The organism is Bartonella sp. MM97QHHN (assembly GCF_042194285.1).
In the GTDB taxonomy this organism is placed as follows: domain Bacteria; phylum Pseudomonadota; class Alphaproteobacteria; order Rhizobiales; family Rhizobiaceae; genus Bartonella.
Genome location: NZ_JBHIMS010000111.1, coordinates 15,191 through 28,650, shown reverse-complemented (window position 1 = coordinate 28,650; position 13,460 = coordinate 15,191). Strand labels below are relative to the sequence as shown.

Annotated in this window: 6 protein-coding genes, 2 tRNA genes and 2 pseudogenes; 4 read left to right on the top strand and 6 right to left on the bottom strand. The window is 38.2% G+C overall.

The genetic code is table 11. From position 1 onward, the window contains the following. Positions 1–215: 215 nt before the first annotated feature. A tRNA-Gln gene (locus ACFIJW_RS09275) sits at positions 216–289 on the bottom strand. A gap of 263 nt (positions 290–552) precedes the next feature. Here ACFIJW_RS09275 and ACFIJW_RS09270 point away from each other — a divergent pair. From ACFIJW_RS09270 to ACFIJW_RS09260, 3 genes and pseudogenes are all read left to right on the top strand, one after another. Next, positions 553–942 carry a VOC family protein gene (locus ACFIJW_RS09270; protein ID WP_375634199.1) on the top strand — a complete coding sequence of 130 codons (390 nt, stop codon included), beginning with the start codon at positions 553–555 and terminating at the stop codon, positions 940–942. Between the two features lie 233 nt (positions 943–1,175). Continuing rightward, positions 1,176–1,265 (top strand): annotated as a pseudogene (locus tag ACFIJW_RS09265) (DNA adenine methylase); the annotation flags it as partial. A gap of 1,232 nt (positions 1,266–2,497) precedes the next feature. Then, positions 2,498–2,701 (top strand): annotated as a pseudogene (locus tag ACFIJW_RS09260) (DNA adenine methylase); the annotation flags it as partial. A gap of 138 nt (positions 2,702–2,839) precedes the next feature. Here ACFIJW_RS09260 and ACFIJW_RS09255 read toward each other — a convergent pair. The 5 genes from ACFIJW_RS09255 to ACFIJW_RS09235 form a co-directional block, all read right to left on the bottom strand. Next, positions 2,840–2,913, bottom strand: a tRNA-Gln gene (locus tag ACFIJW_RS09255). A gap of 64 nt (positions 2,914–2,977) precedes the next feature. Then, positions 2,978–3,736 carry an ABC transporter ATP-binding protein gene (locus ACFIJW_RS09250; protein ID WP_375634197.1) on the bottom strand — a complete coding sequence of 253 codons (759 nt, stop codon included), beginning with the start codon at positions 3,734–3,736 and terminating at the stop codon, positions 2,978–2,980. Next, the gene (locus tag ACFIJW_RS09245) at positions 3,733–4,683 is read right to left on the bottom strand and encodes an iron chelate uptake ABC transporter family permease subunit (RefSeq protein ID WP_375634195.1); all 951 of its coding nucleotides are present in this window, start codon (positions 4,681–4,683) and stop codon (positions 3,733–3,735) included. The genes ACFIJW_RS09250 and ACFIJW_RS09245 overlap by 4 nt, the downstream gene beginning before the upstream one ends. Next, complete coding sequence (locus ACFIJW_RS09240; RefSeq protein ID WP_375634191.1) at positions 4,676–5,632, bottom strand: ABC transporter permease; 957 nt, start codon at positions 5,630–5,632, stop codon at positions 4,676–4,678. The genes ACFIJW_RS09245 and ACFIJW_RS09240 overlap by 8 nt, the downstream gene beginning before the upstream one ends. Positions 5,633–5,739: 107 nt before the next feature. Next, complete coding sequence (locus ACFIJW_RS09235; protein ID WP_375634190.1) at positions 5,740–6,690, bottom strand: siderophore ABC transporter substrate-binding protein; 951 nt, start codon at positions 6,688–6,690, stop codon at positions 5,740–5,742. A gap of 198 nt (positions 6,691–6,888) precedes the next feature. On the opposite strand from ACFIJW_RS09235, the gene ACFIJW_RS09230 reads away from it, so the two are divergent. Beyond that, positions 6,889–13,191 carry an autotransporter outer membrane beta-barrel domain-containing protein gene (locus tag ACFIJW_RS09230; RefSeq protein WP_375634188.1) on the top strand — a complete coding sequence of 2,101 codons (6,303 nt, stop codon included), beginning with the start codon at positions 6,889–6,891 and terminating at the stop codon, positions 13,189–13,191. The last annotated feature ends 269 nt before the right edge of the window (positions 13,192–13,460 follow it).

The following is a 13,460-nucleotide window of genomic DNA, read 5'->3' as shown; positions in this document are numbered from 1 at the left end:
CTTGCCTTTCAACCCGACTTTACATGCTTTAGTGATTTGGAAAAATAGGAGCAGAAAAATGCGTTAAAGAGAGCTTTAAATACCCTTTGAAAAGCATTTGAAGACCCTTTGAGAACCCCTTAAAAACTCTTTAAAAAAAATAAATTGGTACAAAACCTAGTGGCAAAATATACAAAACCTGCTGGCAAGCTACACTGCTGGCAAGCTACAACAACTGGCTGGGGAACTTGGATTCGAACCAAGATTGACGGAGTCAGAGTCCGCTGTTCTACCATTAAACTATTCCCCAATAAGCCAATTTTACCATTTCTAGCAGATTCTATAGTGTAGGCAAGTGCAAAAAATCTTTAGATTATCGATAATAAAAAGCGATAGGGATATCATTATAATCCCAGTAGGGGCGTCCTCGATATTTTAGCATATAGCAATAAGCGAGTAAAAATATATAAATAGAGCACACCGCGAACGGAGGTATCATAAACTCTTTTTGAAATATTCCCTAATATAGGTGTGTATCATGTCAGGCAGTTACTACTAAATCATGGAGAATTTATGAGTAATATCCCTACTTATCCTGTTACCCCAAACCTACAGTTGGTATACGTCTCAAACATAGAGTATTCTACGGCTTTTTACAAATTCATCTTCAAGAAAGAACCTGTGTTTACCTCGCCACGCTATGTTGCATTTGCTTCTTCGGGGGATGCTCTCTTTGCTCTCTGGTCTGGGGGCGATAAGCCTGAGGAAAATGTGCCTCGTTTTTCAGAAATCGGCATTATTTTGCCGACAGGAGAGGACGTAGATAAGCTCTATGTGGAATGGCAAGAGCAAACCACTGTTGAGATAAATGTTTTGAAGGAACCGTATACTGATGTATTTGGACGTACCTTCCTAATCAAAGATCCAGACGGAGATATTATTCGTGTTTGTCCACTGGATTAAAAAGCTTGAGATCTGATCTTTAATTGTCTGAATTATAATACCTGAATTATAATAATTGTCTGTTTCCAAAACCTATAAGCTATGCAAGCTAAGAGGCTTACTTACGACGCGTGGCTTATCCGTTCGGTGCTGTTCCATTATATTCAGCACCACAACCTGCCTGTTCCCACAGGCGGTCTAATTGGTTTGGGGCATCAGTCGGCGTTATTGCATGGCCAGTGATCAGTACTTGTAAAATCATAGAAGCTATCCCTCATCGCACTTATATTGAGCCTTTTACTGGAATGGGAGGAATATTCTTTACAAGGAAATTGATATCTTTATGAAGTTAAAAAGGCATTGTACATAAAAACTAATAAAGTCAATATATTAAGTGCAATTATTTTATATGAATCCACATAAGAATCCATACTTTTATGCATGTTTGAATTGATCATTTTTTATATAGGATTGCCATGAATGTATAGACCATAAAAAGCAAATCATAATGCAAATATTATAACGCATGGGTGCATTCAAATGAAATGAAAAGCGGTTATCATTCATAACAGGTCATAAATTTTATGATACGTTTTTATTATAGCACAAATCACATTGTTTTAAATTTCAGTCGTTTGGAATTATCGATAACATAAATTGCATACGTTTAAGAATGGATGTGTTTTGCTCTTTATTTGAGTGTAACCTTAAAAGGAATAATCGTTTGAAACTATCATAAGCTTATAGATTGAGTTCATAAAGATTGCATAAAAGGGTTTAAAGATAAGATCGTTTTTAAAAACGCTTACTAAAAAGTTAGTAAATGATAGGCAGGCATTATATAGATACTATCATCACAATATAGAATGAAAATCACAATGTTATGTCTTATGAAATTGAAAGCATTTCAATGATATAATGCAAGCAAGCGAGAAAAAAACGTTTTAAAAGTTACATTAAAAATACGAAACCAAATGAGCTCCCCCCAAATTTGGGGGGCACCTATTGAAAAAAAGATGAGGCAGCAAAATTCAAAACCATTGTAACATCTAAGGCATGGGATTTTACTCAATTTTGAGTCAAAAGCTATAATGTTTAAAGATGGCTATTCTAAAGATAACGCCTCCAAAATTGGATTGGTTAATTTTGCCAACTCAAATTTGAGCTGGTTAATTTGCAAAGAAGTTACATTTGAGTGCAAAATGAAAAGATACTTATGAAAGCCTTATTGAGAAAACATTCATTTAAGATGCATTTTCTTTTGATTGGATTGATAAAGTTACCAAGCGTTTATAGATTCTATAATGCTAATGAATGATATCAAAATCATAGCGATCATTTACGTTTCTTTTGATAAGTTTTCATATTTCTAAATAGAGCACTTGCAATATGATACGTTTTGTATATATGAATTTATTACTCCATTGTGGATGATTCATTTGAATCTTATAATCAATATCTGAAAGCCGCGTCATATCATTTGGCTCGGCTTTCTTTTTTGAATTCTCTCTTTAGATAGGTTTATAGCTATTAGATAAGGCTTTCCCATAAACAGAGCCAGATATACGTGTATTACTATGGAAAGGATTTATTTGCGAGAGGATTACCAGACAATGTTTGCTTTGCTTGCGCAAGAGAAAAATTCTTCTTTCTCAATGATGTGCCTCAGATCCGAAAAATCTTTAGCCAATTTAAAAAAAGAGGTTGGTACATCTTATACATGTGGTTCAAAGAATCCGCACCGGCTCAAGAGCTTATCATCTCAAATTGCGATTTTTAGAGGAAGAGAAAAATATGCATTAAAGGGATTTTAAATGACCCTTGAAAGTTTTTGCAGATCCTTTGAAAAAAATAAATTGATGCAAAACCTGCTTTCAAATTATACAAAACCCGATGACAAGCTACAATCATTAAAGACTGGCTGGGGAACTTGGATTCGAACCAAGATTGACGAAGTCAAAGTCCGCTGTTCTACCATTAAACTATTCCCCAATAAGCCAATTTTATTATCCCTAGCAGATTCTATAGTGCATGCAAGCGCAAAAAATCTTTATGATTATCGATAATAAAGAGCGATAGGGATGTCATTAATTGTTTTGATTTGAATATCGACATCATAAATGTCTTTAAGAATTTTTGGTTGCATAATTTCTTTTGGAGTCCCACAATAGGCCGCTTTCCCATTTTTCAATGCAACGATCATATCTGAATAAGATGAGGCAAAATTAATATCGTGCATAACAATAAGAATGGTTTTTTTCAGTTCATCAGCTGTGCGGCGTAATTGCTTCATCATAGAAACGGCATGTTTCATATCCAGATTGTTTAATGGTTCATCTAAGAGAAGATAATCAGTGTCTTGGCAGATAACCATTGCTATAAAAGCGCGTTGACGCTGACCGCCAGAAAGCTCATCTAAAAAACGGTCTTTTAAATCTTGTAAGCCGAGATAGCGTAGTGCACTGTCGATAAATTGTTTATCTTCATGTGTATACCAGCCTTTTGAATAAGGATAGCGTCCGAAACTCACTAAATCGTACACGGTTAAGCGAAAAGACAAAGGATTTTCTTGACGCAGAATTGAGAGTTTTTGAGCCAAAATATCGAGGGGCATTTTATCAATATCAAAGCCGTCGATATGAATTGTCCCATTATGGTGTGGCAAAAGACGTCTTATCAGCATTAAAAGAGTGGACTTTCCGGAACCATTGGGCCCAATGAGAGAAATAATCCCCCCTTTTGGAAGATGAAGGCATAAATTATCGATAATCAATCGTGCTCCGTAAGCTTTGGAAAGATGATTGATCTCAATCATTTTAGTTTTCCCTTCATCAGTAACATTAAGAAAACAATTCCCCCACAAAACTCAATGATAAAACTTAAACGCCCTGCCATATGAAAAATTTGTTCTAAAATAAATTGTCCCCCCACCAGACAAATAATAGCCAATAATATTGCAATTGGAACAACAATACTGTGTTTTGCTTTAGGAGAAAGTTCATAGGAAAGGTTGGCAACTAACAGTCCAAAAAAGGTGACGGGTCCTACCAATGCGGTGGAAATGGATACGAGAATGGAAACAAAAATAAGGACAGCTGTCGCACTTTTGTGGTAATTAACGCCAAGATTGAGGGCATTTTCACGTCCTAAAGCCAAGATATCAAGAAGATGACGGGAATGCCATCCAATCAGACTCACAATGAGGACAATGATTGTGGCAAAGCTTATTAACGGTGTATTGAATTTATTAAAATTTGCAAACATAATATCGGTTAAATTCATCATTTGGTCTGGATTTAGTTGCAATTGCATAAACATCCGTAAACTGAAAAAAAATCCGCCTAAAACAACACCGATTAAAAGCGTCAAATGAAGCCCTTTTAGGCTTCCTGAAAAGAGCCAGCGAAAAAGGCTTATTGAAAAAAGGATAAGAATGAGGGCTTCAAGAACAAGCTGTCCTTCTTCATTCAAAAAGGGCAAAGAAAGAGAGCCTACAAAATACATTAGGACAGTCTTTATTAAAATATAAAGCTGATCAAATCCCATAATTGAAGGGGTAAGAAGACGGTTATTAACGATTGTTTGAAATAAAACCGTGGAAACGCTTATTGCATAGGCAATAAGAAGCAGAGAGGAAAGTTTTGTAAGACGAAATTTCCATGTATAAACATTGATATTCCACGTCATGTAAAGACTAATGACAGTGCATGCTATGATGATAAGTGTTGTTAGTACACATATTGTTTTTCTTCTTCTATCCAAGACGCTTTCTCCAGCGTAAAAGCAGTATCATAAAAATAAAACTACCGATTACACCCATTATGGTGCTGATGGGAATTTCAAGAGAGGGATGAATGATTCGTCCTAAAAGATCACAAATCAAGACCAATCCTGCACCGCTGATGGCCACCCAAGGAGCGGTATAGCGCATATTATCTCCCATGAAACTTGAAACAATATTTGGAATAATCAACCCAACAAAAGGAATACGGCCAATGGTACACACAACAACAGCAGTGATTGAGGCGACAATAAAAAGACCAAAAAACATGACAACACGATAATTCAATCCAAGGTTATTGGTTAAATCTTCTCCCAAACTTGCAACCGTAAAGCGATCAGCAGTACAATAGGCCAGAATACAAAGGGGAAGAGATAGCCATAAGAGTTCATATTTTCCTTCAAGAACCATCGAAAAACTGCCAAATAAGTAAGCTTGAAGAGAAGGAAGTAACATTTCATAATCTGCAATGGCATTGGTTAAAGAGCCAATAATATAGCTTAGCATAATCCCTGTAAGAGGTACAATGAGAGCAGATTTTAGAGGAATGCGTTGCAATAAAAACATAAAAAGTAAAGTGCCTACCATGGCAAAAATTGTCGCAACGACCATTTTTCCTAAAACAGGAATATTGGGCCAAAAAATCATAATAAAAAGAATGCCAAGGGAAGCAGATTCAATGGTTCCAGTGGTTGATGGTTCGACAAAGCGATTGCGTGTTAATAGTTGCATAATCATGCCTGAAAGTGCAAGTGCTGCGCCTACTAAAAGGATTGCAATGGTACGAGGAAGACGTGTTTGCCAAAAAATAAGCCACGCATGGGGATCGGCTGCGAAAAGGTTAGAAGGTGTGACATCAGAATAACCAACAAAAATGCTGAGGATAGACAGGAAAATTAAAAGTGTTATGGTTATCCAGTAATTCTTCACGTTAAATCATTTTCTCTTAAAACTTAATAAAAAAAAACAAAGGTTGTTTCATAAACAACCCCTGCTTTTAAATTTTATTTATATAGCAATCAAGCTCTTTCGTGCGCTTATTTGCTCTTTGTAAAGGCTTCATTGATCTGCTGTGCGGTTTCAAGGAGTGCTGTTAAACCACCATTTGCACGATACCAACTCCAAGAGTCCAAATAAATAATTTGGTTTTGTTTGCTTGCTGTTGTGCGGTGAACAAGCTCATTGTTGAGCAATTGTGCTGCGGATTGTCCTTCCCGTCCAATGGCTGCATCGCGATCAATCACTAACAACCAATCAGGATTGGTTTCAAGAATGAATTCAGGAGAAATGAGTTGTCCATGTTTTTGCACGGTAAGTTTATCGGTTGCAGGGGCAATTCCAAAAGCGGAGTAAAAAATATCGAAACGTGATTTTGGTCCGAAAGCACTGATTTTTCCACCAGAGGTCATGAGTATGAGCCCGGTGCCTTTTCCTTGGGTATTTTTACGGACTTCAGCAAAAGCTTCATTAATTTTTGCAATTTCCTTTTCTGCTTCTTGTGTTTTACCAAAAATTTTTCCAAGGATAGACACATTTCGTTTTATATCTTCAAGAGAATTTTCGTTTTCTACGGTTAGATCAATTGTTGGGGCTATTTTGGATAAGTCTTTATATTTTGCTTGAGTTCTGGAGGAAATAATAATCAAATCGGGTTGAAGAGTGGCAATTTTTTCATAATCTGGCTCAAAAACGGTTCCAATTCTTTCATATTTTGCATCGTCAAATTGTTGCAGATAGGAAGGTTTTTTTCCTTCAGGAAGGCCGATAACTGCTTGGATACCAAGGCGATTCATATTATCTAGCGAGGCAAGATCAAACACAACAACCTTTTGCGGAGAAGTGGGAACAGAAGTCGTGCCTGAAACATGATCAATTGTTATATTTGTCTGGGTACTCGTATTTGCAATACTCGTATGCGTCCACAAAATCGTTGCAAAACTAATTGCAACCAGTAAAACAGAAGTCATCCATTTCATATATTTTATCATCGTGATTTTATCCTTTTATCTAATATTACAAAGGTTTGCGCACTTAAAAACTTAACTTTGGTATTTTTATGCACAAAATGAAGCGTAAATAAATAACACTATGTTGTAAAGTTGACTGACATATGTTACAAACCGTTCACTTACCTCATTTTCACTTAATTCTAGTGTTTTTGCAACATTATTTAGAAAGTTTGACATATGATCAATGTATTTAAAAAGCGTACACGTTTGTACGCACTGACAACAAGTGCTTTCTTCTTTTTGCAAGGTGTAGATGTTTCTATAGGGAGTAGTTTTTGGTCATTCTCAGGCCTAACTTCTTCATTGTCATCTATAATACCATCTTTTAGAAGTTCATCAGAATCTCCTACACCTAAAGTAGCAGAATTACCTGCAGCTCCTTTAGCACAAGTCGCTAGTGGTGACGTTGGCGGTGTCCCTGGCGGTGGCGCTGGTGTCTCTAGCAGCGCTGGTGGACTTGGTGGCGCTGGTGTTCCTGGTGGTGTCCCTAGTGTTGGCGTTGGCGGTGTCCCTGGTTCTGTGCAACAGGGTTCTTTAGTAGAATCAATTCCAGCATTGTTACCACCTTGTTCTTCGGCCAAAGAATCTCTGTCTAGAGCGTCTATTTTCTGTGATGATGGTGCTACGCATACACTTGGACAAGGTGAAGGTAGTAGTAAAACTCCGCTTAAAGCAGGAAGGTATGATCGTGCTATATATGTAACAGGTCCTTTGCCTACAGTTATTAATGTATCTGAGATATCCGTGGTTGCTGAAGAAGGCACAGATATTAAGGTGGTTGAAAATAAAACTCTGTTTCAGGGTGAAGGTAGGGGCTCTGTATTTGCGGATGGTAAGTCTCAACTTGGCGCTGCGATTAATTTGAACGATACAGTGGTTGAAGGATTTGCTTATGGGCTTGGAGCTTCTAGTTATGGAAAGGTTGCTATGAATAGTGGTTCCCTTCACAGCCGTTATGTGAATGCTATGGCTTCAAAAGAAGGTGTGGTTCTTTTGGAAAATGCACGTGTTACAGCAGAGATAGTTGGTCTGTGGAGTGATGATAAATCTGTAATAGAGATGAAAAAAGGAACACTTTCTTTAGGAGATACAACGATAGGGGTTATCGCTTCAGAAATGGGAATTGTTCTATTGGAAGGTGTTAGCATTCAAAAAAATGTTTCTGAATTAAATGGGGCGGCACAGGTGAAGGAGAGGAGCGGAGAGCTGGTGCTGCCGGAAGATTCTGATAGAGATGATTCTTCTCAAGATGTTGGGCGCATTGCTTTGCTATCACGTGACGGTTATATTTCGTTTAAAGATGGGAATTTTGATGTTTCCGATAGTATTTTTTTGCAGATTGGTCCAAATATTGCGAGCAACATTGTACGAAATATGCAAGAAAATATAAACACTTATTTTGAGTTTGAAGATGAAGATGAAGATGAAAATAGGGAGGAGTATCTTCCTGTTTATTTGCGTTCTTCCCATCGTTCTTCCAATATTTTTCCCAAAGCTTTTAGTGATATTTTTTCTTCTGTTTATAAGGCTAGAATACAGAAAGAGAGTGCTCTTGGCATTGATCCATTCTCTAATTTCTTGAATTTAAATGCTGTTATAAAATCTTCATCTATTAAGGTTCCAGGTAAAAAGTCTTATGGTATAGACTTTGATCGTCGGGCTAATGGGATACAGTCTGAGGACCCTGTGCCACATGGGGTTCTTTTAGAAAAGACTTCTCTCACAGTTCCAGAGGGTGTCGCTATTTACGGTGATGGTTTGAAAGGTTACGTTTTTTTACAAGATGGATCGGAAGTTTCGGGTTCTCTTTTGTTGAAAGCTAAAAAATCTGATTTATCCGTTTTTGCTAACAAATCTATCATTTCAGGTGCTACTCGTTTTGATGATAAATCTCATGCTGAGCTTTTTTTATCCAATGGAGCAGAATGGCGGGTAAAAAAAAGTTCCTATGAAGATTCAGAAGATGCCGATCAGCATTGTATAGATTCATGTATTTCATCTGTGAGTCTTCAAGATAGTGCTATTGAATTTTTTACTTCAATAAAAAATTTAAATAGTGCGGGTTCTAATGGTGGAAAGGCTGTTACTGAATATCAAATTCTTCGCATCGGAAAAGGAAAGGGTACTGTTTACAGTGCTAAGGGGACTTCTACAATTCAGTTCAATGTAGATGTATCTGGTAAGGCCGTAGATGTATCTGGTAAGGTTGTTGGTCGAAATTCTGATAGACTATTGATTCATGGTGATGTTTCTGGACAAACTAAGGTAAAGGTGAAGGCACAAGGAGTAGGTTGGGGTGGTAGCAGTAACAATAAGGGATATAGTATTTCACTTATTCAAGTTTTCGGAAGGGCAGAAGAAAGCTCTTTTAGTTTAAATGATGATTATGTTACGCTCGGAACTCCTTATCAGTATGTTCTTCGTGCTTATGGTCCAACTATTCCTTCGAAAATGCAGTATTTCGATAAGGCTTTAGTTGCGGGCAGTAAAGATGTTTGGGATTTTCGTTTAGAAGATAAAAATTTGCCCTATGAGCGTAGTTCTCTTTTTGTCTCAGGTGGCAATAGGGGGAGGGCGGGAGTAAATACTCCTTCCGTGCCATCTCGTGAAATTGTGGGAAGTGAGGTAGATAATTCTTCTGTAGGATCAAATCTTCCATCTGAAACTTCTGAATCTAGACCACCTAATCAAGTTATTACTTCTAATACGAATGGGAACCCCGCATTACTTGGGAGATCTGATACAAGTGATGTAAGTCATGAAGAGTCTGGAAATGAGTCCTCTACAATATCAGATCCTTTATCTCCTTCTCTACATACCCTGACAACTGAAGAGACTGTTGATGGAAGTGAAAGAAGGGAACCGAATCCTTATATTTTGGGGGGAACTTTCAGTTATGATGAAGAACTGGTAACAAGTGATGGAAGTACAGGTATTTATCTTCTTGCTGTTGATGGAAGTGAAGATCCTAGACAGAATGCAAATGAAGTAGAATATACTATAGTAGGTTACGGTGATTCTGATACAGTTGGTGTGAATTCTGGGATTCATAGAACTGAGACAGGTGATGAAGGTCATATAGACGGTGGATATGAAGGATACGATGATGTAGAGAGTGAAGCATCTGAAGCTGTAATGTCTATTCCTACTCTGTCTCCTGTTGCTTCTACTGTATCTGAGGGGGGCGCATCTACTGATCAGGGGGTGGGTAGAACATCTGAAGCTGTGACGTCTCTTCCTTCTTCTGCTACGTCTTCTGTTACTTCTGCTGTATCTGAGGGGGGCGCATCTACTGATCAGGGGGTGGGTAGAACATCTGAAGCTGTGACGTCTCTTCCTTCTTCTACTACGTCTCCTGTTACTCCTACTGTATCTGAGGAGAGGACATCTACTAATCCTGCAAGATCTGGGACATCTGGGCATAACGTATATACTGTTTCGTCCAATTCATCTCCTTCATCTAGAGGTAGAAGTTCGTTAAATTTAATACCTTCAGGAGCTAATTCACTTGGGAGATCTGATCCAGATAGGGTTTCAGTGATATCGACAGATGGGATTTCTGTATCATCTGGGCATACTATATCGAATAAGCTTTCATCTATAAAATCAGAAGCTTCCATAAAGCCTTCTTCTGAGGTTTCTGAGAAATCTTCTACACCTCCTAATGGATCTGTTGGGCGTATTGTTCCGCCTAATAGTATTGGTAAGGAAATGATTTCTTCTACATGTGATGATATGAATAATGGAGAGAAGGGATCGCGGACTATTTATTTGTGTAGAGATGGTAAATCGCGGATAATAACAGGGAAGACACTGAAGGCAAGTGAGAAAACTCAGCATTCTATGCATGCAGTAAATCCAAATACAGTTATCAAGCTAGAGGGGACTACTATTAGTGGTGCGGATTCTTCAGATAGTAAAGATAATTTTGGTGTTACTCCATCAAAACTCGTGAGTGCTGTGCTTGCAGAAGAGGGGGCAGAAGTTGTTTTGGATAATAAATCAACAATTACCTCTTCTGTGATTGGGCTTGAAGCTAAAAGTGGCGGAAAAGTTAAGATGATTGGTGGAACAGTAGATGCGCTTTATGTGGGTGCTTTGGCAGGTTCTGGATCATCTGTTAATTTGAAGGATATGAAGATTAACGTAACAGGGGATTTAGCTATGGCTGGTCTGGTAAGTCAGGCTGGTAAGGTGTCTATGGACTCTGGGGCTATTACTTTGGAAAAGGGAGTGGCTGTGAGGTCAGAAGCTGGGGGAAGCGTTGAGTTAGACAAAGTTAATATTACTGCGAAAAAAGGACAGGGTAAGTTAGATTCTGTAGATAACTTTGGGCGTGCAGCTTTTCTGGTGAGGGATAATGCTTCTGTTGATTTTAAGAATGGAAATGTTGTTACTGATGCCCATGCTGTGTGGGTTATGAAGAGTGGGGATGCTGTTGAGACCGGCTCTTCTAGGAGAAGGAGATCTTCTGACGTTCGTCCTACTATGAATCACGTAAATATCGAGTCTTCTACTGTTAAAGTGGAAGGTGACGGAGTCTACGGCATATATTTTGATGGGGGAACACAGAAGGAAGCGAGACAACAAAATCGAAGTAAGGATTTAGCAACTGAGCAAACAAGTGTTGTTAAGCGGAGCGCTGTATCCAAACAGGAGAATGCAACTATAGGCGTAACGGGGGCAATTTCATTGAAAAAAACTGATTTTGAAGTTGCAAATGGTATAGCTATCTATGGTAATAATTCTGGTGGTCGTGTTTCATTAGAAAATAAAACAACCCTTGCTGGTGACTTGTTATTAAAAGCCGAGAATGATTCCAATATATCGGTTTCTGTTGATAATTCTATTGTTACAGGCGGTGTTCGCGTTGATAAAAATTCTTATGTAAAATTAGACTTGGCTAATAGTTCACAGTGGATTCTAAAAAGAAGAGCACAGAGGAATTTGGAAACTCTAGATTCAGGATGTGTGGATTCATGCATTTCTTCTGTAAGTCTTGTAAATAGTGCTATTGATTTTGCACCTTCGGAATCTGAAGGCAAATATCAGACTCTCCATATTGGAAATGGGAAAGGAACTGTTTATGCGGCACAGGGTAATGCTGTAATTCATCTCAATGCACGTTTAAATCCTCGTGATCCGAGTGATCAGCAAGTCACTGATCGGCTTGTCATTCATGGTGATGTTTCTGGAAAAACAAAAATACATGTACGAGGTGATGCGGGCAATGTAGGAGATGGTAAAGCGAATGCCAAGATTGCTCATACTGTTTCAATGATTCAGGTCTATGGTCAAGCGAAGAAAGACTCTTTCCAACTCGATGGCAATTATGTTGCACTGAGAAACTCACCTTACAAATACACCCTTCGTGCTTATGCTCCAGAAGCGACTTCGAAACAGGAGCATGTTCAGCAGAAATTTGTTAAGGATGGTGGAGAATTTTGGAATTTCCGTTTAGAAAATCAGTATGTTAAGTCTGTTGGATCTGCTGCCCTTCCTGAACAATTTGTAAGGTCTGTTGTTCCACAGGTTCCAACTTATCTCAGCTTGCCTAATAGCGTATTCCACGCTGGTTTGATGGATATTAGCAATCAAAATAAGCAATTGGAGACGTTGCGGATGACTTCTACAGGAATGGTAGAGGTTCGTGAAAATCCTGCTTTATACTTGCGCGGCTATGGTGGAAGTTACCGTTATGCTTCAGATCTGTCCGCACTTGAATATGGTTACGGAGGTGATCTTAGTTATAATGGTGTAGAGGCAGGTGTTTTGCTGCAAACTATTGAAAATGCTGATAGTGCTATATCCTTTGGCGTTATGGGAACTTATGGAAAACTTTCTCTGCAGCCTGTGAATGTTGAGCACAGTCAGAAGAGTGCATTTGATAAATGGACTGCTACGGTATATGGTAGCATGCAGCATAATGTTGGCTTCTATGTTGATGGTCTTTTATCCTATGGTCTGTTCAAAGGTGATGTTCTCACCCTTGCACGGGGTAAAACAGCAACATTAAAAGGTAATCCTTTGAGTGTTTCTTTAGCTGGTGGTCAGACAATTGCGACAGGATATAAGGGTTTTGTCTTTGATCCGCAGGTTCAGGTTGTGTATCAACATCTCCAGTTTAATAAAGCTCGTGATATTGACAATTTTGATATTGAAATGGGTAACCTTAATCAGTGGGTAGCACGTGTTGGTGGACGCTTAACCAAGATTCCTACAGGTTCTGAAGGCGTGAATGCTATTGCTTTCTATGGTAAGCTTTATCTTGCTCATGGTTTTGAAGGAAAACAGTCTGTGCATTTCAATGATGCTTTCAAGTTAGGAGCTTTTGGTTCTTCTCTAGAGGCTGGATTAGGTTTTAATGCCAAATTGTTGCCACAGTTCTCTCTGCATGCTGATATTCTCTATCAACATAAGCTTAATAAGGCTGGTTTTTCGGGAACAAGTTTTTCCGGAGGAGTACGTTATCAGTTTTAATATAAGGTACACTATGTACCTTTTTAGAAAAGGCAGCACAATGTGCTGCCTTTTTTCTTTATAACAACTTGTGTTATTCTTAAAAAATCTCGTCTTCTTTATTAAGCAAAAAAGACATAGTTTGTTTTATGCATGAGAGCACTTTTCTCCACTAAAGCGAATTTTCTTAAAATTTATGCTGCTACTGATGCGATAGAGTGCCTCGCTTTTATCGGCTTTTTAAGCGTTCAGCAGACCGGTATGCGTTACGTTATCCTTTTTAGTACTGT